We start from the raw sequence: 24,319 nt of genomic DNA, 5'->3' as shown, positions 1-24,319 counted from the left end.
TATTATTAGCAGATCTTAATAAAGAGTAAATCAATGCTACTTATTTATTCCGCTACGTTCTCCACACTCGGATCAGGTGTATAGTTACTTTCATAATCTGTATACATGACTTCCGTTACCATTCCCGCGGAAGCATGATGCAAGTCATGGCAATGGAACATCCAATTTCCAGGGTTATCGGCTTCAAAAGCAACAACATAAGTTTCCCCTGGTTTAACATTTAGTGTATCTTTTATGATCGTTGATCCCTGATAGGATTGACCATTTTTACTTAGCACTTGGAAAAACTGTCCATGGAGATGCATAGGATGGTCATCCGTTTTGGACTGATTCACAAAAGTAACTTTGACCTTGTCACCTTTCTGGACTTTTATGACATCTGTATCCGGAAATACCTTTTCGTTTATGGTGTACACCATTTCTCCATCTTTCATTTCTGTATTTAAATTCATTGTCACGTTTTGATCAAATATCTGATTCAACGAAAATAATGAATCTGACATGTTACCATACTTTTCGAAGTCAAACACAGGAAGCGTAGCTGAAGCATTGGAATTGTCATTTTGAACTTTTGAACCTTCGTATTGGATAACGGCTTTCATATTTTGTTTCGGCGACTCAATTCCATGTTCTTCAAGTAGCCAGGAGCCTGGATTATCCGCTGTAAATTCAATATCATAACGTTCTCCAGGAGCTATAGAAAGTAATTGATCTTTTATCATCTCGGGTTCATTTATGGGCTGTCCATCCGACGCTATTACTTTAAAATTGTGGCCATGTAAGTGCATTTGATGACTGATGTATCCTGCATTAATTAAGCGAATTCTAACTTTATCGCCCTCTTTAACCATGAGTTTATCAATGGCAGTACCTGATTTCCCGTTTATCGTGTATAGGTCATACATGCTCATATCATGTCCGCCCATACCCGTAGTGTTCTCGTCCATGTTCATATCCGATCCGGACATATTCATTTCATTATGATTCATCTCTTTCATACCCATATTGTCGGAATCACTCGTATTCATGTCGCTGGAACTCATCCATTCATCTAACATGAGAGTATAGTCCCGGTCATAGTCATTTTTCAGTTCCTCAACAACAAGGGAACCGTACAAGCCTTTATCCACTTGGTTTACACTGTCTTGATGAGAATGATACCAATAGGTACCTGGTACATTAGCTTTGAACGTATACGTAAATGTTTTACCTGGTTCAACGGCATCTTGTGTAACGCCAGGAATGCCATCCATGTTATTCGGAACGGGGTAGCCGTGCCAATGAATGGAGACAGGCTGATTCAACTCATTTTTTAGATTGATTTTTACGTTGTCTCCAACCTTTACACGGATTTGAGGTCCGGGGACAGAATTGTTGAAAGTCCAAACAGGTAATATCTTACCTTTGGAAACTTCAAGATTGCTCTCTTGTGCGGTGATCGTAAATTCTTTGCCATTTACCACTGGAGTACTAGATGTGAATTTCACAGGACTGGAACCAGCCGAAGTAGGATTATTCGTGTTTGAATGATCCATTCCTTCCATTGCATTATTTTTAATCGCATTAGTACATCCCGTAGCGAGAATAGCTAAAGAACCAATTACGATAAACCTCTTTAAAAGCATCAATTTCATATTCTTTCCTCCACCGTTTTGTATTTGATTGGTAATAACGATAATAGTATAGAAAATATATGTAGAAATAATGTAGATGAATTTCATTTTGTATAGTATAGGGGGGCTATAGTATAATATAAGATAAAATAATGAGGAGTGATCGGAAAATGGGAGACCTAATTCAAGAGCATGAGTCATGCAACACGGAAGAACGCAGGAGCCATCATTCTGAGAAAACAAAGAATAATTTAATTAACCGACTTAACAGAATTGAAGGACAAGTTAGAGGGCTAAAAGGATTAATCGAAAAAGATACCTATTGTGATAATGTGCTGAATCAGATCTCTTCAGTCCAATCGGCTTTGAACGGTGTTGGAAAACTTTTGTTAGAGCATCACATGAAAAGCTGTGTAATTGAACGAATTCAGGAAGGTGAAAACGAAGTTATAGATGAATTGTTAGTGACCATAAATAAATTAATCAAATAGTGCTGTAAACAAAAGAGGGTTTGCAAAAACTCTTTTTTTGTTTACAGCTAAATACTTTGACAAATATAGTGAGGGGGGGTATGGTATTAATGAAGGAGGTGATGTACATTAAAAGTCATTCATTTGGACAATATAGGATGAAGTTAATGGTCCAATGACAAACAATCATTGAGGCCTAATGCTCCTATCCGCTGCAGGTGCACTTAATGGAGTCAACAAAGCATATTGAAGTAGTGAATGAATTAATCAAAAGAGTTCATGCCTCAATGAAATAACATATATTTAAACTCAATTAAAGGGGAGTATGAAAAATGGAAAATGTTACACTAAAAGTAAAAGGTATGTCATGTGGGCATTGTGTAAATTCAATTGAAGGTGCCTTAAATCAAATAGGCGTAGAAGGAAAAGTAATTCTCGCGGAAGGTAAGGTTGAAGTTAAATTTGACGAAACCAAACTAGAGTTTTCGGATATTAAAGAAGCAATTGAAAATCAAGGCTACGACATAGTCGAATAACATGATCTTCTTGAATCATTACTTCAAGTTAGAAGAAGGTGAAGCGTATGCATGTCGAGGTATTTACAACGCCAACTTGTGAAGATTGCAAAAATTTCAAAAAATTCTTAAATGATCATCAAATACCGTATACAGAGTTTAGTATAGCTGATCATCCAGAAAATGCTGTCCTTCTGCGCGAACGAACAGGTAAAAATTTGGTCCCTACAATTTTCATTGAAGGTAAAGTTTATTTCGGATTTGTCTTCAATCGTCAAGAAATTGAAAAAACACTTCTTGGATAAGAACCCTAAATGATATTTCGGTTCACTCCATCGATTGTGAAATGTGCACAGAATTATCCTCTTTCACACTCTAGAGTAGTAGATTATCTTCTGAAATGCCGCCATGAATAGAAATTTCTATATGGGGTAAATATAGAATAAGGGACTACCCTACTACTTTAGATACGAGAGGAGAATTATAATGTCACATCAAAAGTACAAAGAGTGTATTGAAGAGTGTTTAAAATGTATGGTTGCATGTAATCATTGTTATGTTTCTTGTTTAGATGAGGAGCATATTGGAATGATGAAAGAATGTATTCGCTTGGATCGTGAATGTGCGGATATCTGTGAATTTGCCGCTCATGCCATGTCGATCAATAGCAAATATGTTAAAGAGATATGTCTTGCTTGCGCAGACGCTTGTGAAGCTTGTGGGAACGAATGTAAAAAACATGATCATGAGCATTGTCAACAATGTGCAGAAGCGTGTTTTGCTTGTGCAAAAATGTGTCGTGAAATGGCCGCTTAATAAAAGAAATGTAGCACAGAAGGAGTTTTCTCAGAATCAGTTCATAAATTCTGAGAGAACTCCTTTTATTAAATTCCTAAGAAATAATTCGAATTTTGAAAAGGAAGAATAACATAATTACATATCAACAATAAAATGGGCTTAAAATTTTCGGGTATTGCGCTTGACAAAATATAGGGTAGGGGGGTATTCTTTATACATGAAGTGAAGTTAATATTACTGAAATAAAAATCTCATATATAAGGAGAAGTGAATTATGAAAAATGAAGTGTTAAATGTGAATGGCATGTCTTGTGTACATTGTGTCAACTCAATCGAAGGTGCTTTGAAATCGCTCGGTGTTCAAGGGAATGTTAATCTTGAAAATGGCACTGTTACCGTAGTATATGATGAAAATAAGGTGACTCTAGAGACCATTAAAGAGGCTATTGAAGAGCAAGGATATGAAGTCTAAAAGGTGAGGTGTATATATAGTGTCAACAATTGAAGAGAAAAAATCACAAACATCAATTCAACTCTCAGGTATGACTTGTGCTGCTTGTGCTTTAAAAATTGAGAAGGTTTTGAACAAGCTGGAAGGTGTATCAGAAGCTAACGTAAACTTTGCGATGGAAAAAGCGACAGTAACATATGACCCAAGTAAAGTCGACATCGGTAAGATGGAAGCAAGCATTGAGAAGCTTGGCTACAGTACAGTTAAGGAAGCCGTTGATTTGGAACTTGTCGGTATGACTTGTGCGGCTTGTGCCTTAAAAATCGAGAAGACTCTGAATAAGTTACCTGGCGTAAGCACGGCCACCGTAAATTTCGCCATGGAAGTTGCTCATGTCGAATATAATCCGGCAGATGTTTCTGTGACTGATATGCAAAAGAGAGTAGAGAAACTCGGCTATCAAGCTGTACCGAAACAGGAACAAAGCGACCCAGCTGAACGTCGACAAAAAGAATTATCAAAACAAAAAAGAAAACTTCTTATTTCTGCGATTTTATCGTTTCCCTTACTCTGGGCAATGGTAAGTCACTTTTCATTTACTTCGTGGGTATGGTTACCAGATCTCTTTATGAATCCATGGTTCCAATTGGCATTAGCAACGCCAGTTCAATTTTATATCGGAAGACCCTTCTATATTGGTGCATATAAAGCTTTACGCAATGGCAGTGCAAACATGGACGTTCTTGTTTCATTAGGGACCTCAGCTGCTTATTTTTACAGTCTGTATTTAACCATCGTTTGGGCAATTGAAGGCGGTAGCGTACATCATGGACCTGCGATGTACTATGAGACAAGTGCCGTGTTGATTACCTTAGTGGTTATGGGGAAACTGTTCGAATCCCTGGCAAAAGGACGTACGTCAGAAGCTATTAAATCCCTAATGGGACTTCAAGCCAAGACGGCGATAGTTGTCCGAGAAGATCAAGAATTGACCATTCCCGTGGAAGAAGTGATTGTAGGTGATGTTGTAATTGTTCGACCAGGGAGTAAAGTGCCTGTGGATGGGGAAGTTCTGGAAGGACTCTCGTCTGTGGATGAATCGATGCTTACTGGTGAAAGTCTCCCTGTAGAAAAAAAAGTGGGGGATGCTGTTATCGGAGCAACCATGAACAAAAACGGTGTGCTTCGAATGAAAGCAACAAAAATAGGTAAAGAAACAGCTCTTGCACAAATTATTAAAGTTGTCGAGGAAGCGCAAGGATCAAAAGCTCCTATTCAACGGGTAGCAGACGTCATCTCAGGGATTTTTGTGCCGATTGTTGTAGGAGTCGCTGTAGTGGCATTCTTGGTATGGTACTTCGGAGTAACACCGGGTGATTTTGCTGGTTCTTTAGAAAAAGCAATTGCCATTCTGGTTATTGCTTGTCCTTGTGCACTTGGGCTTGCTACACCAACCTCCATTATGGCTGGTTCTGGACGTGCAGCTGAACTTGGAATCTTGTTTAAAGGTGGAGAACATCTGGAACAGACCCATAAAATTGATGCAATTATTCTCGATAAAACAGGTACAGTAACAAAAGGTAAACCTGAACTTACCGATGTTTTGGTCGAGGGCGATGAAACAGAATTCCTTAAACTTGTGGGGGCAGCTGAGAAAAATTCAGAACATCCATTAGCTGAGGCTATAGTTGCGGGCATTATGGAAAGAAATATTGAACTGCTCAGAACAGAATCCTTTGAGGCCATTCCAGGCTTTGGAATCAAGGCTGTTGTGAGTGGTAAAGAGTTATTAATTGGTACACGTCGTCTAATGGATAAATTCGATGTAGAAGCAAAACAAGCTTACAACATGATGTCTACTTTAGAGGAATCCGGGAAAACAGCTATGCTTGTCGCTATTGATAAAGAGTATGCGGGGATGGTTGCTGTGGCAGATACCATTAAAGAAACCTCTCAGGCTGCTGTCAGCCGTTTGAAGGAGATGGGTATCCAGGTCATTATGATTACAGGGGACAACGAACGGACGGCAAAAGCGATTGCGGCTCAAGTTGGCATTGACCACGTCCTGGCTGAAGTTCTCCCTGAAGGTAAAGCGGAAGAAGTTAAAAAACTGCAAGCACAAGGTAAAAAGGTAGCGATGGTAGGAGATGGTATAAACGATGCTCCGGCCCTTGCTATGGCAGACATCGGAATGGCTATTGGTACAGGAACAGACGTTGCTATGGAAGCTGCTGATGTAACATTGATGCGTGGCGATCTTTCAAGTATCCCTGACGCTATTTATATGAGCCGTAAAACTATGGCTAACATTAAACAAAATTTATTTTGGGCACTCGGTTACAATACGCTGGGTATTCCAATAGCTGCGATCGGCCTTTTGGCTCCATGGGTAGCTGGTGCTGCAATGGCATTAAGTTCAGTATCTGTTGTTCTTAATGCACTTCGGCTACAACGTGTGAAAATACGTAATTCTTAAAAACTGACGTGATAAAATCATTGTATAATATAAAGATAGGGGTACGTTTGTGTTACATTATATAAAGTATCAGTAACAGGGGTACCCCTCTGTGTACGTTAGAAAAAGATTGCCAAAACTCACTTGTAAACTAGAAATTCGTTCAGGAGAATGTTAGGTTGAAAAAATGGATTATATTCTGTATTAACCTGGTTGTATTTATGCTTGTTTTCATGAAGCGGGATTTATTGTATGCATGGATAGCTGGGGATAATACGGCTAGCTTACCTCTGATGTTTCTTGTAATTACTATTCTTGCTATGTTTCCTGTGATCCCGTTTGGCATTGTAGGTGGAGTGATCGGCGCTAAATATGGTGTAGTATTGGGCAGTACTATGAACGTGGCCATATCCACTTTAGCTGCGATTATTGTCTATCTATTGGCAAAATACTTACTTTATTCTTGGGGAAGAAGGATTACCCAGAGATTTACATCTCTAGATCAACTACATGCGATGAGTAGCCAGCGCCTGTTTTGGATGATTCTATCAGCTCGCATCATACCCATTTTACCAGCTGCGGCAATCAATATTTACGCAGGAGTATTCCATTTAAATTTTAAGATTTTCATACTCGCAACCTTATTAGGTAAAATCCCCGCAATGATGACCTTTGCCTATATAGGGCATGAAATATGGAATGAAGAAACACGACTAGTACAAGTCAGTTTGATGTATGCTTCATTTTTATTACTGGTTTTTATCGGCTATAGAATATATCTTCGATATAAAGAATAAATACAATTCAATAAGGTGACAAAAAAGGCTCTACGTCCTCGTAGAGCTTTTTTGCTTTGCCTTCAGCTATTTGAAATTTGGTTGTATTGATATAACAAAAAAACACACTTCCTTCAAATTTAAAATTTACACTGTTACTTAAGAACGACCAAGAGGAGTATTATCAGATGAACAATCATTACGATGCAGAAGAACCAGCACCAATCAGTTCTAAGTTTCGCATTAACTTTTTCTTTTTTGTATCCTTTGTCATTTTTTCAGTTATCATCATTCGTCTCGCTTATATGCAATTCGTAGAAGGCCCCGAGCTTAGCCGTTTACAAAGTGAAAGTGTCACCAGAACAAGTCCTTTGTTGCCCGTTCGTGGTTCCATTTATGATTCATCAGGTAAAATAAAATTGGCATATTCCGAGCCCATTCAGTCGTTATACATCACATTGTATAAAAATTATAGTCAACAGGAGGGGGGGCCTAAAAATCCCAATCGTGAGGAAGCTGGTCAATTTGCAGAAAAATTGTATGAAGTATTTCAGGAATTTAAAGATCCAGGGAGTAAAGAGTTCTCGGTAGATGATATTTTGAATGCGATGGATCTGGAATATCGACAGACCCAAGGTTATTCTCCGAGATTGATCAAGAGTGACCTATCTGATAGAGAAGTCGCTTACTTTCTTCAGAATAAAAATATCATTCCTGGATTGAGTGTAGTGGAAGAAAGCAAACGCAAATATGATAAGGATAGCGTGGCTGTTCAAGCTATTGGTTACATGAAAACATTCAAAACATCAAAGACACTAGCAAAATATAAAGAAATTGATCGTTTAAATCCAACTCAAACCAATCCTGGGCTTGTATACTCTGAGCTAGAAAATGTTGGTGTTGATGGTCTTGAACTTCAATATCAGGACGTGTTACGAGGACAAAGTGGTTTTAAAGAGATCCCCATTAATGCGTTAAATTTGCCTGAAGAGGGAGGAAACATGCTCCCTCCAGAAAAAGGATACGATATCATCTCGACCATCAACAAAAACGTACAAGTTCAAACAGAACAAGCTATAAAAGAACAGTTGAATTGGTTACAGCGGACTCCAGTTTCAGGAAAACTTCATACTAATGCAAAAACAGCTTTTGCTGTCGCAATGGAAGTAGATAGCGGTAATGTCGTGGCTATGGCAAGTATGCCTGATTATGATCCGAATGCGGAATGGGATTATGAAAAGATTAAGTACATCTATAGAAATGGTACAGTTGAATCCTTTCCTCCAAACGACACCGGAAAGCACCCAGAGTCAACCGTATTATTGGGGTCAACAATAAAACCATTAAGTGTTTTGATTGGCTTAAATGAAGGATTTTTCACTCCGAATTCAACATATCAGGATCGCGGATATGCGGAGTTTGGTAAAGACCGTACCAGAGTCAGAAACTCTTCAGGAAGTGTATATGGACTTCTAAACCCCGAAACAGCCATTATGAAATCATCTAATGCTTTTATGATTGACATGATCGGTGAGCAGCTTTGGAACAAGTATAATGTTGAAGGTATTAAAGTATGGGACAGATATATGAAAGAATTTGGCTTGGGCGTGGACACTGGAGTGGATTTGCCCAAAGAATTTAGAGGTAGAATTGAATATAACCAAGAAAATCAATCTGCACTCACAGGCTTAGCTTTTGCTTCATTTGGGCAACAAGGGAAATATACAACAATGCAGCTTGCACAGTATACCGTGATGTTAGCGAATAAAGGACAACGTCTTGAACCACACCTAGTAAAAGAAATACGTGACTCTAAGGGTAATTTAGTTAAAAAAATTAAACCAAAAACACTAAATACAGCAAATTATGATGACAGATACTGGAGTGCCATTCAACGTGGAATGTCTACCAATGTAGATGCCGCGTTCAGTGGGTTTCCCTATGATTTCGCGAGAAAGACAGGCACCTCTCAGCAGACTATTTATATAAATGGTCAATCGATTAATGTTGAGAACGGCGTATTTATCGCCTTTGCACCTCGTAAGAATCCAAAACTGGCAGTAGCCGTGGTTGTACCTGAAGGGGGGTATGGATCAAGTAGCGCAGCACCCATTGCTCGTGAAATATTTGATGCCTATGATAGGGAATATGGACTGGGTAGCAATCCAGCAAAATGAGCCGTCAAATAAAAACAAAAATATTATTCAATTGATTTATAGTGGCCATATGATAGCAAGAGTTGTTAGTAAGAACTGGGGGATAGGGCAGAATTCCGATTGTTGCACGCTTTTCTTGTTTGGACTTGAAAAGTGAAGAAGAAGTCACTTAGGGGATATCGTTTAGGCTCCTGCGACACAACACAGAAATAACTATATCGGAGAACAACAACGTAGGCTGAAAATCATAAATGTCCTTGGATGTACTAGCGAGCAAGCATTTGATATAAACTAAGGTTCATCTTAGACATAGTATTCGGCTATGGAAATAAAGTAATAGCACAAGCCTCGAATTTCATATATATCCTCCATTGTAAACAATTCCATTTGGGATGGAGGAGTACTATGGTTATCACACCGGATATCCCGGATCTTCCCTTTACCGTCGAAGAGGGAATGAAGTGCTTTGTGTTAGTTGCGGAGCCTGTAACGAGAGAACTATTGCCTGGAATAAAAATGAAGGGCTGGGGGTATAACGGTTCCATTCCGGGTCCAACTATACGAGTTAAACAAGGCGATTGGGTTAAGATCAGGGTTATAAACCATCTACCGGAGGCAACCAGTGTCCATTGGCATGGCCTGGATATCCCCAACTCTATGGACGGTGTTCCTGAAGTTGAACCAACACCCAAAATTAGACCAGGTGAATACTTTGATTATTGTTTTCAGATTATGAATGCACCGGGAACGCATATGTATCATACTCATCACAATACAGTTACTCAAGAATTAATGGGACTAGGGGGTGGATTTATAATAGAATCGGAATGTAATGACTATATTCATAGAGATTACTTCATCATGCTTCAGGAATTTCATCTTCAAGGCCTGCCTAAGGGTGAATTGAAGAAAGGAGATTACGATTTAGACCCCTTAACGGACAGTTTTAATTTTTTCACAATGAATGGGCGTTGTTTTCCATATTCTAATTCTTTACCAGTTAAATATGGCGAAAACATTCGTATTCGTCTTGGGAACATAGGAATGAATGCACATCCCATTCATCTTCATGGACATCAATTTCTTCTCACAGCTGCAGACGGTAATGAAATCTCAAGTTCCGCCAGATTACTTCGAAATACGATAGAAGTTTCGAGTGGAACGACATACGACTTACTCTTTTGCGCGAATAACCCAGGAACATGGCCCTTCCATTGCCATATGCCACATCATATATCCAATAACTTCACTAAACCAATTGGTGGAATGTTTAAGACAATTGTCTATGAGAAATAAGAAAAAAATGATAACCCAGTAAAGAAAGCGAATGGAGGGGCTAAAATCTCATTAAGTGGAGAAATATTTTTTGATCCAAAGACGGGATTAGAGAACCTTACGATCTGGTCCTCTATAAATAACAAAGAACTACATGCATCAATAACCATATATAATGATCAAAAGAATACAACCTCACTTTTAGTTCATATATTCTATAATGATGGTTCGTACATTTTTCCAGTATACCCCGGAAATTCAAGAGCATGTAGCTGTCAAAACATAACCCAAATAATTGTAGCACCTGAATCAGAAATTACGAATAACTGTAGTGGGAAATTTATTATGGAAATATTCTGACTACATTCAGCAGTTCTAATGGTAATTAAATGAAAAAATGAAAAGAGATCCTCAAACCTCTCGCTATGCACACATTGTGGCAGCAGACCGCAGATGGCGAGGGACAAGAACATATTCCCATTGAAGTCGCTATTTTAGCGGCTTTTTTATGTTATCGGTACAAGTTCTTGTCTCAAGGTAAGGACAAGAACTTGTACCGATTGCCGAAATGGACAAGGACAAGAACATATTCCGATTAGATGATCATCTAAATAATAAGCATATGTAGTTAAAACCTCAATAACACTTAGAGGTTCACCGAGTATCGGGAGAAGGCTGTTAGCATTTAAAAATTAAACTAGCTCTCAAGAGTAATTAAAGCTTTTTCTGGACAAAATTCTTGAGTATGTGCAGGAATGTCTTGATCTACCCCAATCAACCGTATCTCAACATTTGCAGAAACTTCGCAGTGCCGGTGTTGTCGCTACAGAACGGATCCATTATGTGGTATTATTTGGATTGAAGATAAAGCTCTACGGAGGACGTACAAAATATGTAGGAAAGGGTGTAATTATGAAATTAAATCATCTGAACCTAACAGTTACTGATGTTCCAGCTGCTCGCGAGTTTTTAGAGACTTATTTTGGTATGAAATGTGAAGGTACGAGGGGAAACGCATTTGCAGTTATGTTTGATGATGAAGGCTTTATTCTCACTCTAATGAAAGGTAAAAACGTACTCTATCCAGTGACTTTTCATGCATCCATGGGTGGTACTTCTACTGCTGTCGCTGCGCCAAATATACCGGAATTTTGCTCCCCGCCGGAAATAATGTTTAATTTGATGTTAAATTTATCCTTGATTATCTTCCCAAACCAACCCGGCTGCTGGTATGGATATATATGGTATGGTAAGAACGATATCAAATAATCTCATATAATTACGTAAAATAATAATTTGACGAATTTAAATAATAAGAATTATAATATGTACATAGTTTTCTTTTTTAATTTAAGAAAAGGAGAATTCCATGGAAAAACAAACAAAAATCAAATACTTAGAACGTATTGAAGAAAAACTCGATGGTTTGCCCTGGTATGTTACAGAATACATAGATAGCAGAAAAAGAAAATTATCACCAACTACCATGCTTAACTACTGCCATGATTATATAATTTTTTTTGACTGGCTTATTTCTGAGGGGATTGTTAAATGTAGTCGTAAAGAAGTCGAATTGAGTGTACTGGAATCATTGACTGTACGTGATGGAGAAAACTTTCTTTTCTTCTTGGAAAATCAATTAGGGAACTCTAAAAGTACAGTGAACAGAAAATTGGCTGCACTTAAATCATTGTTTAATTACTTACAGAATAAAGCTGAAACCTCTGAATTAGTTCCTTATATTAAGCGTAATCTGATGGCCAAGTTAGAATTAAACACTGTGCTAAGCACACCTCAGTCGAGTGCACAAAAAATCAGTGGTAAGATTCTGAAACATGAGGAATTCAATCTATTCAGACAATTTATTGCAAATGATTATGGTGAATTGATTAAAGGAAATAAGAGATCATATAACTATTTTATATTTAATCGTGAGCGTGATACAGCCATTGCTTCTTTGATTTTGGGATCTGGATTGAGACTGTCCGAAGTGGTTGGCGCTAACATTGAAGATGTAGACTTGACTGAAAATTTACTACGAGTAATCCGTAAAGGCGGTAAGGAGCAGTATGTTTACTTTAGTGACCTTGCATTATATGACATCAAAGAATATATGAAAATCAGAGATCAAAGGTATAAACCCAGCTCAAAAGAGATAGCCTTATTTATAGCTGCTCCTGTAGGAAGAAAAGGAGGCACACGAAGACTTACTCAAAGATCCATAGAAAAGTTAATTCAAAAATATGCTAATCTTTATGGTAAACCATCTTTAAATGTGCATGCATTGAGACATTCATTTGCAACTAGATATCATAAGGCTAACAATGATGTTCCAAAACTAAAGGATCAACTAGGTCATTCATCAGTACAGACAACGATGATATACACACATTTATCAGATGACGATCTGAAGACAGCGGTTAATAAAATGGATTTAAATTTTTTTGTGCAATAATTTTAAGTTCAATTGTTAACTCAGTAGATCATTATTGAAGATAAAGTTATTGCATTATTGGATGTATGATATGATTTATGCAACAACTTTATCTTCATTTTTGCTTATGCAATAACCTTAATTTCACTAATGCAATAAGCTTAACTTCAACGGACAAGGGTTAAAATCACTGTGCAGCTTTTAAATCATTAGTACTGTTTCACAAAACTCGTATTTTGTACATATGTTTAATGCAGATCTTTAGCTCTAATTTGATGTCCTAAATATGTTCCTTATAGATTTCACCCAACTGGAGCTATGCGTAATTTAGATTCTTTGAATTACTTCTCTCCCTCATGACATGAATCTATGTTAGTTAAAGAAAAGCAGCCGATCAAATCGATCAGCTACTTTCTTAGTTTTATTGTACTATCGTTTCTCGTTAGCGTAACGATTAAAAGCCTTGTTTCAGAATATTTTATTTAATAAATCCTTTTGCACCGGCTTAATATTAATGATACTTCTGATGCTTTTTGCCTTTATTTCAGCATCCTCAAACGTATTTGCCAACCCTAGCTTTAATAATATCCCGGCTGCAACGGTACCCGTTCTTCCCTTGCCTCCTCCACAGTGAAAGGCAACTTTCTTGCCAGCGTTATACGCTCCAACAACCTCATCAATGGCTTGTTTGAAAAGCTCGGCTTCATGTTCTTTCGTATCGTCATCAAGCGGAATCTTTACCCACTTCACATGATCTGTTGGATACGCGCACTCTGTTGCTTCTTCTCGAAGATCCACCACGACTTCAATGCCTTCGTTAAGAACCATTGCCTCTACGTCGGCAGCTCCGCCCATAAAAACTTGTTCAGCAATAAGTGCATGATATTTCTTTTCTGCGTGATCCATTTTACTTACCTTCTTTCAAGAATTGCTCGATACGAGCTTTAATTGAATCGCGAACCTCAGCGAATGTAGCTGTGATTTCTTCCTCTGTACCTGTCGCCTTGGCTGGATCATCGAATCCCCAGTGCCATCTTTCAGCTTTGTCATTACGTACAACGGGACAATTATCGTTGGCATGACCACAAAGCGTGATGATGTAGTCTGCTTGTTTTAAAATCTCAGGATCAATTACATCTGATGTATGTCTCGAAATATCGATTTCAGCTTCTTTCATCGTTTGAACAGCACGAGGATTTAAGCCATGCGCCTCTAATCCTGCGCTTCTCACCTCGTATTTATCACTACCAAGTGCCTTCAAAAATCCATCGGCGATTTGGCTTCTGCAAGAGTTTCCTGTACATAAAAAGTAAACAAGTGGTTTATTGTTCATGATTACTGATCTCCTTTATCTTTGGTTTGGCTTACTTGTACTTTCGCTTCGCCCATTTTTGAGTGAGTTAATTAACGTTTTTATGATCATTGCGATAACAACCAATGCTACTGCAATAACGCCAATCATTAACCAAACGTTTATGCTTGTTGAATGAATCAAGTGTAGCCACAAATATAGTCCTGTTAACGTAATAAAGAGTGTTGGAATAGTGAGCACAATCCCAATTTTGAAATAACTTCCCCACTTGATTTTTACATCCTTACGGGACAGTACATGTAGCCACAAAAGTGTGGCGAGCGATCCGATCGGTGTGATTTTTGGACCCAAGTCACTGCCGATAATATTGGCATAAATCAGCGATTCCCGAATGACCCCTTGCGTATTGGTTCCATCAATAGCAAGCGCATCAATCATCACTGTCGGCATATTGTTCATAACCGAAGATAATATAGCAGCCAGAAAACCCATACCAAGTGTGGAGATGTAAAGTCCCTTGTCGGCGATAACTTGAATGACCTTCCCAAGTTCAACTGTCAATCCCACATTTCGTAGTCCGTAAACCACGACGTACATACCAATGGAGAAAATCACGACTGCCCATGGAGCTCCTTTAATGAGCCTCCACGTTTGAATAGCGTGACTCCGCCTTGCAGCTAAAATAAACAAGATTGCAATAACCCCAGCGACTACAGACACCGGAACTTGAATGAACTCGCTCATCAAGTACGCAACCAGTAGCACAGCTAAGATCACCCAAGATATGTTGAACAGTTTCTTATCCTTGATCGCTTCGGCTGGCTTTTTGAGCTGACTGACTTCGTAGTTCCCTGGAATACTCTTTCTAAAGAACAAGAATAAGACCAGAAGACTCGCTAATATTGAAAAGAAATTGGGAACAATCATACGACTTGCATACTCCACAAAGCCAATGCCAAAGTAATCGGCAGAAACGATATTGACGAGGTTGCTAACGACGAGCGGAAGTGAAGTTGTATCTGCAATAAAACCACTTGCGATGATAAAAGGTAAAATCATCTTTTGATCAAATTTGAGCGCTCTGACCATAGCCAGCACAATAGGCGTTAAGATCAGTGCGGCACCGTCATTTGCAAAGAACGCTGCCACCCCTGCCCCAAGCAGCACAACATAAATGAACATCAACTTACCGTTACCTCTTGCGAGCCTTGCCATGTGTAGTGCAGCCCATTCAAAAAATTTGATTTCATCTAAAATCAGTGAAATTAAAATAATAGCTACAAAAGCAAGCGTGGCGTTCCATACGATCCCTGTGACCGTACCTACATCGGATAGACTGACGACTCCAAAAAGAAGTGCAAGGACAGCTCCAGCTGACGCTGACCATCCAATATTAAGCCCCTTAGGTTGCCAAATCACAAAAGTCAGTGTAAGTAGAAAGATTAGAATAGCGATAATGGTCATGCTTCCTCCTGAGGAACGCAGCAGTTTTTCAATCCTGCTATTTTATCTTTCATGGATGGCAGATACGGATACACACACTGAACATATGCTTCTGCATCTGAATTAAGAGAGTAGTACACCCACTGCCCTTTTTTCTTTTCATTAAGGAGACCAGCTGCCTTTAGTTTTCGAAGATGCTGACTGGCGTTTGGTTGTGACATGCCAATAATGTCTGTGATATCACATACACAAAGTTCCTGTTCCTGAAGTAGCGCAATGATGGTCAAACGTGTTTTATCAGCTAATAACTTATACGCCTCAGCCATCTCCTGAATGTTTTGTTCCATATGTACACCCCCTGTGCTTAGTCTTGTCGGCTTCATTTAATGATATAAGCATATTATTAATCACTTATATAAGCAAATACGAATATAAGGAATTTTAGTGCATCAAAAAAGTCGGCAATAAAGATTACCGACTTTACTCTCGAACTAAAAATTCACATTTTGACTTAATAAAATAATGACCGTCTTTCATATTAACTATAACGTTCGTTTGATACTTAATGACTCCACCTTGATCTAATAATTCATCATGCTGATACACCTCTACATGCCATTGTTTGATGATTGCATCATTAAGTTGTGCTGCGGTATACAAAAGTGTACCTTCATTTAGTCACCTCGAGAATAGTTATAATTACCAATTATAACATCCTCCTGAAATTCGATAGCTCACATTCTTTTCACAAGCGATTGTACAGCTTTTTTCGCGTCTTTCCCAGAACCTCGAATCGTCGCAGACGCAAATGAGGTCTGCCACGGTTTTCCGTAAAAGCTTTAAACATCAGTTTGGCATCCAGCTTACCTTGATCGAAAGCATTTTTGTATATACCTGTATCAAGGACACCGTCACTGCTTTTTTGCAATAATCGTTTACCCAAATTGGATTGATCAAGCATAAGCTGACTATTTATAACCAAGGTATTGAAGACCGTATTGCCACGCTAGAAACAGATATAAAAGATGAAGCTTACATGTCTGAATGGTTTAACAAGCACCAGGGACGTTACTCGGTACTTATAGCCGAACAGAATGATCAAGTGGTTGGATGGGCTTCTATCAATTCATATAACCCTAGAAGCGCATATGACGGTGTCGGTGACCTCTCCATTTATATTCATCGTGATCATCACGGTAAAGGGGTCGGAAAACAGTTACTTCAGAGATTAGAGGAAATCGGTAATCTGAATAACTTTTATAAGTTTGTTCTTTTTACCTTTCCATTTAACACGCTAGGTCAGAGCTTATATCACAAAGCTGGATATCGAGAAGTAGGTGTATTTCAGAATCAAGGTATTCTAGAGGGGAAATTTGTGGACGTGATGGCTATGGAAAAATTATTATAAGCATCGCGAGCCGTATTGATCTTACAATACTAGGTTTTCGAATTACTTGAACACGATACAATAAACTATCCTGCCCGTTAGTTTAATGTATTGAAGGGCAAGACGCCGCTTAAATATACGTCTAATCGGCAATAGGAACATGTTCTTGTCCCTCGACACCTGCAGCCATACCCCGGTGCCAAATCCGTGAGATCGATTACATATTTCTGAACATAACCTTCCGAATAAAAGGTAATTACCGAATCTGTCGTTGGCGCAGCCACCGCAATCGTATCCGGCGTAATACATGGTTATGATCCATATGGTTGCCCCTGATTTCGCTGCGTCCAACCGCGCTGAATAATTTGCTGGTACGCCAAAATACTGTTCGAATGATTCATTTTTTTGAAGTTGATGTCTTCACAATCATACGGGCTTAACGTCACTCCAATGTAAATTGATTAATTCAGAAAAGGTGCAATGCTCTCCTCCAACGAAGTTATTGGTTTGCCCATCAATTGCTCAAGGTCCTTAGACGTAGATCCGGTATCAATACTGCTTAAAAAAGGATAGATCCAATGCTGTACCGACACATCCTCGATGTGCATGACAGGTTTATCCGCCAATGCTGTGAGCACCTCAGCTAGATCAGCAAAGTTCCAAGTCTTTGGTGCGGCTAACTCATATATCCTCTGCTCATGCCCTTTCTCTGCAAGCACGTTCGCAATGGCCCATGCAAGATCACCGCGTGTAACCGCATTAAACCGCCAATCCCCAACTGAAGTTGTTAGCACGCCACTTTGTATCGCTTCCTGTAGTCCAAGGACATTCACAAAATCAATATACAGCCCATTGCGCAAAATCGTATACTTCATCCCCGAATCAAATATGACCTGCTCGGTAAGTCTATGCACGCTACTCGAACCTTTAAGACTCGTCTGTGGGAAAGCAAAACTGGTATAAAGGATATGTTCAACTCCAGAGTTCTTCGCCGTATTGATTACACTTGTATGTTGAGTTAGCCGGACTGTATCATCGGTATGTGAGCTGGAAATCAGCAGCAATTTACTCACACCGGCAAAGGCATTCTGTAGCGTTTCCGGCCTGTCATAGTCAATACAGCGAACCTCCCCACCCTGATCCTTTAAAGCTTTTAAAGTTTCGGACATCCCCCCATTACGGACACCTGCGATAATTTCTGTAGCGGGGACCCGGACTAGAAGATTTGCAATAATCAGATTGCCTAATTGTCCTGTGGCTCCTGTAATCATGATCGACATCCTGCTTTTCCCTCCTGTAAATGAATTGCATCAAGTAGTTAAGTTATTAACTAAATGAACAGAATGATTCACTGGACTACAACACATTCCTCGCTGAACCAATCCCATCCCTTTCCAACACATGTCCTGCCTCAAAATTCATTGGTCTTAGTATCATTTTAAAGTGTATTAAGGATCAAGACCTGTTCAGCTTCTGTAACAGAACAATCAACTGATGCTGCTCCTGTTCATCCAACTTGCCCATTTGTAAAGCCACAGCTTCACGATTACCCGGCAGATGCTCCCTCAATAATGTCTGTCCTGCATCGGTAATGGAAATCACCGTCTTGCGACCATCTCGGGCATGCTCAGCCCTCGCAATGTATCCATCACGCTCCAGCGGAGTCAGCAGCAAGCTAATGTTGGCCTTGGTGACACCGATTTTTTCGGCAAGCACTGAAGGCAGCATCGTTCCCCCATCTTTTGCAATCTCTACAAGTATGCGAATTCTTGCTCCATTCAGTCCTTGGGATTGCCAGTATTTCTCCGACACGGCCACCAGATTGGCAGTCGCCTCAACCATCGTAAAAAAAGCTTCATTGGGCAGTGGCAGACTAAGCAAATATTCTTGCAGCGTATCTTGTTTAGGATCAATTGGCAGTATGTTCTCTTTTTGCAGATTATCCATGTGTTCTGTCATCTCCATTTAGTTAATAGCTTAACTATATAGGCAAAGATAACTTCCCCCATAGAAAATGTCAAATCATTATTTCTTTTCTATGAAAATCAAAACGCTCGTATGCTGGACTTCGTCGATTAAAGATAGCCGTTTCCTTAAAATGACCCATAGACAACAAAATGAACCTGGCTGCAGGAGCTGCTTTTGGATCCAAATTGATACATATTCCGAATATTACCCTCTTAATCAACCCCAAGGAGATGTTATAAAAAGATATATTTTTAACGTCTTTGATACGTAATTGATATTACTTTTGTACCCACTGTTTGAAAGAGTCCTGTTTTGTTGAACAGGGTAACAAAACATGGACTCTTTCTTTGAGCCGTAAACGAATCTTGTACTTCCAATCAAAAATGTGCAACATCTCATCTGCTAAATAATAAGATCCTCGAAACCACTCTCCCTTACAAAACTCTTTTTACTCCGATCCTCCATCAGCACTTGAATCTTTCCGGCTGTGCCATCCGGAAGCGGCACTTGGACCGATATTTCAAGCTCTGGGGATTCTAAAGGTTGCAGTGTGAGATGGTCAAAGTTCAATATGCCTGCCTCTGGATGATACATGATTTTATGTGCATCGTAAGCATCCAATACTTCATAGCTCTGCCAGTACTCTTTGAATTCGGGGCTTGCCTCACTTAACAATTCAACCTGTTCAGCCCACCAAGGATCATCCACATACTTTGCATATTCTGCCCGAAATCTGGCAGTAGTACGTCTGGCGTGAGCCTCCCACTGATCCCCTTTTAATGTGCGAAAATATTCCGATGTGAACGTAATCCAAAGAAAGTTCCGCTCTCTTTCCGAATTGCCCTCCAGGTTCACAAAATCGCCCTGAAGCGCAATGAATGCATCATTCCAGGCAAGTATGTTCATTCTGACATCCATAGCCGCAGCGGGAGATGTTCCCAGGCTATCAAGATGCCGCTGAATCACCGGGCTAACCTGCACATCCAAAGAACGGGGGCGTTCGGGAGGATGCTGACGGTGAGCCAGCAGAAACATATGCTTGCGTTCCGTTTCATCCAGCTGCAGCACTCTCGCCAAGCTTTCAAGCACTTCAATGGATACATGAATTTCCCGCCCCTGCTCCAGATAGGTATACCATTCAAGGCTGATGCCTGCTAGCGTCGCTACCTCAGCCCTGCGAAGACCCGGCGTACGCCGCCGCCCTTCAGGCAAGCCAAGCTGCTTTGGTGATATACGTGCCCTGCGGTTGCGCAGGAATTGAGCCAATTCACTGTAGCGATTCGGTTGTAATTCCGGCATGTTTATCCCCCTCCTTATGTTCATCCAACGTAGCTTGGTAGTGACAATACTAGAATAAATGCACCTCTGCATATCCATTCAACTTGATTATACAATGGGTTTCGAGCAGATACAGTATAAGACAATAAAGGAGCGATACTCAATGAATATACAAAATAACACCATCCTGATCACTGGCGGTGCTACTGGTATCGGATTTGCGCTTGCCTCGAGATTCCTGAAAAACGACAACAAAGTAATCATCACCGGCAGAAGAGCCGATAAGCTGCAGGAGGCAAAAGACATCCATCCTGAACTGGTTACTTATGTTAGCGATGTGTCTAAAGAGGAGGAGCGCATTGCACTTTTTGAAAAAGTGACCCGTAATTTCCCCCAATTGAACGTTGTACTCAACAATGCCGGGATCATGCACTATCTGAATTATGATGGCGTGGAGCCATGGTCGCATATTGATTTGGAAGTAAAAACCAATTTAGGGGCGCCCATTCACTTAACCCGGTTGTTCACATCTCATCTGCTTAAGCAAAAGGATGCAGCGATTTTAAATGTGACTTCCGCCCTGGCTCATGTACCGCTGGCTGCAGCCCCCGTGTACAGCGCCACGAAATCCGCCCTACATTCCTATACACAATCGATGAGACATCAGTTCAACGGTCAAATCAGAGTCATCGAGATTTCTCCGACGCTCACGAACACCGATTTGGGCATTCCCGGGGCAAATACTACCGGCGTTCCTGTGGACCTCTTTGCGGACGAAGTTATGGCCGGATTGGCACGAGGCGAAGAAGAAATAACTTATGACTTTTCCAAAATTTCCGCGAATGCTTCCCGCCAGGAGCGGGACGAGCTTTTCAAACAGCTGAATGCCCAAAACTATGCCTAAGAAAAGTGATTATGCCTTATTTTCGCAGATCACAAACGACGTCCCTAATACCATTTATTGTTATATTCCATAAAAATATTGAATTATTCTGCCCGTTAGCTTAATGATATTGCTTTGAACATAGTTAGATACTTATCTAATCGGAAATCGGTACAAGTTCTTGTCCATTCCGGCAATCGGTACAAGTTCTTGTCCTTGGCTTGGGACAAGACCGGCTGTAAAATCTGATTTGTTCAGTAACTATGTCTACTGAAGGATTCACTGTTTTTGTAGAAGTACTATCGTATCTTAGGTAGTCATCTGGATCGACTTTCTGCGTTTAAAGTATAGCCACGTATCTCCCTTACGCTCCCTTCAGTGTGTTAGTTTTAAAAGTCTGAATGCCTTTACGAAACTGTGTGTCACTGCTATTTCACCCATTATAATGCGCTTAGGAAAAATCGAGTAATAAATGGGGTGCAAACTTGAGCGAAACCTCCTTTTGTTTCGAGAGGATTCGCCTCTTATCTCTAACCGTAAACAAGTTTTTTGCGCAAAAAAGCGAGCCATCTTTTGGACGACCCGCTCTTGTATCACCATATGGATTGGACCGATCTTATCCCTAATGAAAGAATCGACCAATTGGATCTACACATCACAGTATAATTTAAAGTTATTTATCTTCTTCAAATGTGCTAAACAAATCTCGAGCCTCATGAAGCGCTTTTATGTTCTTTTGAAACTCCAAAGCCTCTTCATACGACTTAAGGTAATCATCGACTTGAAGCTCTTTTGATCAGACCTATTCTCAACTATACATTCCCACTTTCCTTGCTCTTTTTTACTGGGGATTATATCTGTAATACGCAAATCATATACGCCCATCACTTCAAACAGTTCCAGATCTACCCCAAGTAGGTTGATATTCTCAAAAGGATCAAATGAAAATCGAAGTATACTTTATATTCTCTCTAAATGGCTCTTCCTTAACAAAGGATGCGTACAGTTTAGGCATGAAATTGAAAAGTACATTCGCACTTTGTCTGTAAGTGTAGTTAACCTGAGTCACCTCTGGAACCGAGTCCAATAAAATATCACTATACTGTTCAGTGGTCATAAGAGTCTCCTATAGGTGTTGTGTTTCACTGCTAAATCAAAGAATCATTACAATAAAATTATACCTTATGAATTGCAATAAGGCATGAATACAAGAATTTCTTTTTATCTCTTGGAGAAAGTTATTCCCCTTGGCTTTGCATTAAATGAAAATCCTCATACGTAATTTTAAATATCCTATTTGGTATCTAGTTACCTCTGCCTGTACCCTTACCAACGCTGAATGCAACCCTTCACTTTCAATGGTTACTTACAGATCAATGTAATTGGAAGTTAAATAAGAAGGGGGTGTCTCAAAAGCCATGAAATGGCTGCTTGAGACATCCCCTTTGAGTTGGAGATACGTTAGCTCGTGGTGAGGACGCCCTGCGAACGGACCAGACCTGCCGATCCACAGCTGGAACATAGGCCTTGTCCGCCTCATTGCCAAACCGAACGTTTATTTTCAACACATCTTCCCCCAAAAAAATGGTTATGCAGCTATCGATTCCAGCCGGAGGTTAAACCGTTTCGGCAGAAAAGTCCTATGTCCAAAGTACGTACGCAGCCAGCAAAGAAAGGCTCACGCCTGCCTCATTACCTCAGCGAGCAGCTCATACATCCGGCATTTATGTCCAAAATCCGGCGATACCGTAGCCAGCATAATCTCATCGGCATTGTACCGGTCCGCCAGCCGGATCAGCTGACGCTTCATCTGTTCCGGGCCGCCGACAAGCATCCGGCCGCGGCCGGCCGCCATGATCTGCCGCTGCTCCGGCGTATACTCTCTGGCAGCGACATTCTCGATGGACGGAACCCTCAGCAGTCCGCCGCCTTCCCGGATGTTCAGCAGATAATCGTCGAACACGCCGGCCAGCTTCTCCGCCTGCTCGTCCGTCTCCCCGCAGACGGCAAAAGCGGACACCAGCACCTGCGGTTTCCCGCCTGGAGCTGCGGGAACAAATTGCTCCCGGTATGCCTTCACGGCCTCCGGTCCCCCTTGCCCGCTGATGAAATGACCGAACGCAAGGCCCATCCCGTGCCGCGCGGCAATTTCAGCGCTGCCGGAGCTGGAGCCCAGCAGCCATAAGTCCGGCGGCTCCGTTGGAACCGGCCTTGGCAAGGGCTGCTCGCCGGAGCGGCGGACATAACCGGTCAGCCGGGCAATCTGATCCGGATAGTGCCGGAACGAGCCGCTGCGCCCGTCCAGCAGCACCCGCGATACATCCGCCGGGCCTCCGGTAGAGCGGCCAACGCCGAGGTCGATCCGCCCCGGGTAAAGGGCGGCCAGCACCGCGAAGCTTTCGGCCACCTTGAACGGGCTGTGCATCGGCAGCATGACGCCACCGGATCCGGTCCGGATCCGGTGGGTGCCGGTAGCAATAGCCCCTGCGAGAATTTCCGGCGCAGAGCCTGCAAGCACATTGTTGCCGTGATGCTCTGATACCCAATACCGGTGGTACCCCCACCCCTCCGCAAGCCGGGCCAGCCGGACGGAATGAGCTAAAGCCTGTTCGGGAGTCTCTCCTTCGGCAATTTCCGAATAATCCAGGATCGACAACTTCATCTATGATACCTCCTATGACAACAGGCGCCTTCTTTCCGACGCCGGTGCTCACTGATTTCTATTCATTCCTGTTTAGTTTATCCATGTTATGCCCAGGCGTCCAATGGAGGAATAGAATGCCGTCAGGCCACGCCCTTTAAATACGTTTAGCGTTTATTCCCTGCCCCGTGATTCATGCCGCCAAAGACGAAAAAGGCGCCCCCTGCGACGCCAGCACAGGAATCATCTTCTGTTAATACACAGCCTTCCTTTCCGTATTACATTTTTCCGCAGCGGGACTATTCTGCCTGCACCTTCAGATTAGTGAGAATTCCCTCAAACCACCCTGCTGCATAATAATTGTGAATCGCCTTTTCGGATAACGATGTACTTTCTTGTCGTTGGGTTTCAACAAGAACAGATTTCGTTAAAGCAAAAAAAGCCGCATGATAAGCGGCTATTAA

At 40.8% G+C, this 24,319-nt stretch carries 22 protein-coding genes and 2 pseudogenes; 15 read left to right on the top strand and 9 right to left on the bottom strand.

What is annotated here, in order from left to right:
• Window positions 1-44: 44 nt before the first annotated feature.
• A complete protein-coding gene (locus tag NLBNIHML_RS03775) occupies window positions 45-1,634 on the bottom strand; it encodes a multicopper oxidase family protein (RefSeq protein WP_472477804.1) in 1,590 nt (529 codons plus the stop codon).
• Between the two features lie 149 nt (window positions 1,635-1,783).
• Here NLBNIHML_RS03775 and NLBNIHML_RS03770 point away from each other — a divergent pair, with 149 nt between their 5' ends.
• The 13 genes and pseudogenes from NLBNIHML_RS03770 to xerS all read left to right on the top strand — a co-directional run bounded on the left by NLBNIHML_RS03770 (window position 1,784) and on the right by xerS (window position 12,964).
• Window positions 1,784-2,104: a metal-sensitive transcriptional regulator gene (locus NLBNIHML_RS03770; protein ID WP_024634433.1), complete on the top strand. Its 321-nt coding sequence runs from the start codon at window positions 1,784-1,786 to the stop codon at window positions 2,102-2,104.
• Between the two features lie 311 nt (window positions 2,105-2,415).
• Window positions 2,416-2,619 carry a cation transporter gene (locus tag NLBNIHML_RS03765; protein WP_024634434.1) on the top strand — a complete coding sequence of 68 codons (204 nt, stop codon included), beginning with the start codon at window positions 2,416-2,418 and terminating at the stop codon, window positions 2,617-2,619.
• Window positions 2,620-2,666: 47 nt separating this feature from the next.
• On the top strand, window positions 2,667-2,903 hold the full coding sequence (locus tag NLBNIHML_RS03760; protein WP_024634435.1) for a glutaredoxin family protein: 237 nt from the start codon (window positions 2,667-2,669) through the stop codon (window positions 2,901-2,903).
• 181 nt (window positions 2,904-3,084) lie between these two features.
• A complete protein-coding gene (locus NLBNIHML_RS03755) occupies window positions 3,085-3,414 on the top strand; it encodes a four-helix bundle copper-binding protein (RefSeq protein ID WP_081718281.1) in 330 nt (109 codons plus the stop codon).
• A gap of 256 nt (window positions 3,415-3,670) precedes the next feature.
• Window positions 3,671-3,868: a cation transporter gene (locus NLBNIHML_RS03750; protein WP_024634437.1), complete on the top strand. Its 198-nt coding sequence runs from the start codon at window positions 3,671-3,673 to the stop codon at window positions 3,866-3,868.
• A 70-nt stretch (window positions 3,869-3,938) separates the two neighbouring features.
• On the top strand, window positions 3,939-6,323 hold the full coding sequence (locus NLBNIHML_RS03745) for a heavy metal translocating P-type ATPase (protein WP_217506366.1): 2,385 nt from the start codon (window positions 3,939-3,941) through the stop codon (window positions 6,321-6,323).
• A 158-nt stretch (window positions 6,324-6,481) separates the two neighbouring features.
• On the top strand, window positions 6,482-7,099 hold the full coding sequence (locus tag NLBNIHML_RS03740; RefSeq protein WP_472477808.1) for a TVP38/TMEM64 family protein: 618 nt from the start codon (window positions 6,482-6,484) through the stop codon (window positions 7,097-7,099).
• A gap of 167 nt (window positions 7,100-7,266) precedes the next feature.
• Window positions 7,267-9,255, top strand: a complete 1,989-nt coding sequence (locus NLBNIHML_RS03735; RefSeq protein WP_472477810.1) for a peptidoglycan D,D-transpeptidase FtsI family protein — start codon at window positions 7,267-7,269, stop codon at window positions 9,253-9,255.
• Window positions 9,256-9,639: 384 nt separating this feature from the next.
• Window positions 9,640-10,530 carry a multicopper oxidase family protein gene (locus tag NLBNIHML_RS03730; protein WP_472477812.1) on the top strand — a complete coding sequence of 297 codons (891 nt, stop codon included), beginning with the start codon at window positions 9,640-9,642 and terminating at the stop codon, window positions 10,528-10,530.
• Window positions 10,531-10,575: 45 nt separating this feature from the next.
• Window positions 10,576-10,869 carry an S-Ena type endospore appendage gene (locus NLBNIHML_RS03725; protein WP_442952320.1) on the top strand — a complete coding sequence of 98 codons (294 nt, stop codon included), beginning with the start codon at window positions 10,576-10,578 and terminating at the stop codon, window positions 10,867-10,869.
• 378 nt (window positions 10,870-11,247) lie between these two features.
• A pseudogene (locus tag NLBNIHML_RS03720) lies at window positions 11,248-11,343 on the top strand (ArsR/SmtB family transcription factor); the annotation flags it as partial.
• A 78-nt stretch (window positions 11,344-11,421) separates the two neighbouring features.
• Window positions 11,422-11,607: pseudogene (locus NLBNIHML_RS03715) on the top strand (VOC family protein); the annotation flags it as partial.
• Between the two features lie 271 nt (window positions 11,608-11,878).
• Complete coding sequence (gene xerS / locus NLBNIHML_RS03710; RefSeq protein ID WP_494353815.1) at window positions 11,879-12,964, top strand: tyrosine recombinase XerS; 1,086 nt, start codon at window positions 11,879-11,881, stop codon at window positions 12,962-12,964.
• A gap of 447 nt (window positions 12,965-13,411) precedes the next feature.
• On the opposite strand, the gene NLBNIHML_RS03705 is transcribed toward xerS, so the two are convergent.
• The 4 genes from NLBNIHML_RS03705 to NLBNIHML_RS03690 are packed head-to-tail and all read right to left on the bottom strand — an operon-like array spanning window position 13,412 to window position 16,045.
• Window positions 13,412-13,849 (bottom strand): protein-tyrosine phosphatase family protein, encoded by a 438-nt coding sequence (locus NLBNIHML_RS03705; RefSeq protein ID WP_494353814.1) that lies wholly within the window; start codon window positions 13,847-13,849, stop codon window positions 13,412-13,414.
• A gap of 1 nt (window position 13,850) precedes the next feature.
• A complete protein-coding gene (gene arsC / locus NLBNIHML_RS03700; RefSeq protein WP_339255624.1) occupies window positions 13,851-14,276 on the bottom strand; it encodes an arsenate reductase (thioredoxin) in 426 nt (141 codons plus the stop codon).
• 15 nt (window positions 14,277-14,291) lie between these two features.
• Entirely contained in the window at window positions 14,292-15,719 is a 1,428-nt protein-coding gene (locus NLBNIHML_RS03695) for an arsenic transporter (protein ID WP_339255622.1), read from the bottom strand.
• Complete coding sequence (locus NLBNIHML_RS03690; RefSeq protein ID WP_339255620.1) at window positions 15,716-16,045, bottom strand: ArsR/SmtB family transcription factor; 330 nt, start codon at window positions 16,043-16,045, stop codon at window positions 15,716-15,718. The genes NLBNIHML_RS03695 and NLBNIHML_RS03690 overlap by 4 nt, the downstream gene beginning before the upstream one ends.
• 596 nt (window positions 16,046-16,641) lie before the next feature.
• On the opposite strand from NLBNIHML_RS03690, the gene NLBNIHML_RS03685 reads away from it, so the two are divergent.
• Complete coding sequence (locus tag NLBNIHML_RS03685) at window positions 16,642-17,106, top strand: arsinothricin resistance N-acetyltransferase ArsN1 family A (RefSeq protein WP_494354667.1); 465 nt, start codon at window positions 16,642-16,644, stop codon at window positions 17,104-17,106.
• Between the two features lie 440 nt (window positions 17,107-17,546).
• Here NLBNIHML_RS03685 and NLBNIHML_RS03680 read toward each other — a convergent pair whose 3' ends face one another.
• From NLBNIHML_RS03680 to NLBNIHML_RS03670, 3 genes are all read right to left on the bottom strand, one after another.
• Window positions 17,547-18,365 carry an NAD(P)H-binding protein gene (locus NLBNIHML_RS03680; RefSeq protein ID WP_494353813.1) on the bottom strand — a complete coding sequence of 273 codons (819 nt, stop codon included), beginning with the start codon at window positions 18,363-18,365 and terminating at the stop codon, window positions 17,547-17,549.
• Window positions 18,366-18,540: 175 nt separating this feature from the next.
• Window positions 18,541-19,032: a MarR family winged helix-turn-helix transcriptional regulator gene (locus NLBNIHML_RS03675; RefSeq protein ID WP_494353812.1), complete on the bottom strand. Its 492-nt coding sequence runs from the start codon at window positions 19,030-19,032 to the stop codon at window positions 18,541-18,543.
• A gap of 423 nt (window positions 19,033-19,455) precedes the next feature.
• Window positions 19,456-20,352, bottom strand: a complete 897-nt coding sequence (locus NLBNIHML_RS03670; protein ID WP_494353811.1) for a helix-turn-helix transcriptional regulator — start codon at window positions 20,350-20,352, stop codon at window positions 19,456-19,458.
• Window positions 20,353-20,494: 142 nt separating this feature from the next.
• Between NLBNIHML_RS03670 and NLBNIHML_RS03665 the strand changes: the two genes are divergently transcribed.
• Window positions 20,495-21,235 carry an SDR family oxidoreductase gene (locus NLBNIHML_RS03665; RefSeq protein WP_494353810.1) on the top strand — a complete coding sequence of 247 codons (741 nt, stop codon included), beginning with the start codon at window positions 20,495-20,497 and terminating at the stop codon, window positions 21,233-21,235.
• A gap of 1,657 nt (window positions 21,236-22,892) precedes the next feature.
• Here NLBNIHML_RS03665 and NLBNIHML_RS03660 read toward each other — a convergent pair.
• Window positions 22,893-23,876, bottom strand: coding sequence for an LLM class flavin-dependent oxidoreductase (locus NLBNIHML_RS03660; RefSeq protein ID WP_494353809.1), 984 nt, complete (start codon window positions 23,874-23,876; stop codon window positions 22,893-22,895).
• Between the last annotated feature and the right edge of the window lie 443 nt (window positions 23,877-24,319).

Source organism: Paenibacillus sp. JNU01, from assembly GCF_059130585.1.
The sequence above is the reverse complement of the archived record's forward strand: the minus strand, read 5'-3'. Positions and strand labels throughout refer to the sequence as shown.

Coding starts and splice junctions, on each gene's coding strand:
- NLBNIHML_RS03775 (WP_472477804.1), bottom strand. CDS start 1,634: ATGAAATTGATGCTTTTAAAGAGGTTTATCGTAATTGGTTCTTTAGCT.
- NLBNIHML_RS03770 (WP_024634433.1), top strand. CDS start 1,784: ATGGGAGACCTAATTCAAGAGCATGAGTCATGCAACACGGAAGAACGC.
- NLBNIHML_RS03765 (WP_024634434.1), top strand. CDS start 2,416: ATGGAAAATGTTACACTAAAAGTAAAAGGTATGTCATGTGGGCATTGT.
- NLBNIHML_RS03760 (WP_024634435.1), top strand. CDS start 2,667: ATGCATGTCGAGGTATTTACAACGCCAACTTGTGAAGATTGCAAAAAT.
- NLBNIHML_RS03755 (WP_081718281.1), top strand. CDS start 3,085: ATGTCACATCAAAAGTACAAAGAGTGTATTGAAGAGTGTTTAAAATGT.
- NLBNIHML_RS03750 (WP_024634437.1), top strand. CDS start 3,671: ATGAAAAATGAAGTGTTAAATGTGAATGGCATGTCTTGTGTACATTGT.
- NLBNIHML_RS03745 (WP_217506366.1), top strand. CDS start 3,939: ATGACTTGTGCTGCTTGTGCTTTAAAAATTGAGAAGGTTTTGAACAAG.
- NLBNIHML_RS03735 (WP_472477810.1), top strand. CDS start 7,267: ATGAACAATCATTACGATGCAGAAGAACCAGCACCAATCAGTTCTAAG.
- NLBNIHML_RS03730 (WP_472477812.1), top strand. CDS start 9,640: ATGGTTATCACACCGGATATCCCGGATCTTCCCTTTACCGTCGAAGAG.
- xerS (WP_494353815.1), top strand. CDS start 11,879: ATGGAAAAACAAACAAAAATCAAATACTTAGAACGTATTGAAGAAAAA.
- NLBNIHML_RS03705 (WP_494353814.1), bottom strand. CDS start 13,849: ATGGATCACGCAGAAAAGAAATATCATGCACTTATTGCTGAACAAGTT.
- arsC (WP_339255624.1), bottom strand. CDS start 14,276: ATGAACAATAAACCACTTGTTTACTTTTTATGTACAGGAAACTCTTGC.
- NLBNIHML_RS03695 (WP_339255622.1), bottom strand. CDS start 15,719: ATGACCATTATCGCTATTCTAATCTTTCTACTTACACTGACTTTTGTG.
- NLBNIHML_RS03690 (WP_339255620.1), bottom strand. CDS start 16,045: ATGGAACAAAACATTCAGGAGATGGCTGAGGCGTATAAGTTATTAGCT.
- NLBNIHML_RS03680 (WP_494353813.1), bottom strand. CDS start 18,365: ATGTCGATCATGATTACAGGAGCCACAGGACAATTAGGCAATCTGATT.
- NLBNIHML_RS03675 (WP_494353812.1), bottom strand. CDS start 19,032: ATGGATAATCTGCAAAAAGAGAACATACTGCCAATTGATCCTAAACAA.
- NLBNIHML_RS03670 (WP_494353811.1), bottom strand. CDS start 20,352: ATGCCGGAATTACAACCGAATCGCTACAGTGAATTGGCTCAATTCCTG.
- NLBNIHML_RS03665 (WP_494353810.1), top strand. CDS start 20,495: ATGAATATACAAAATAACACCATCCTGATCACTGGCGGTGCTACTGGT.
- NLBNIHML_RS03660 (WP_494353809.1), bottom strand. CDS start 23,876: ATGAAGTTGTCGATCCTGGATTATTCGGAAATTGCCGAAGGAGAGACT.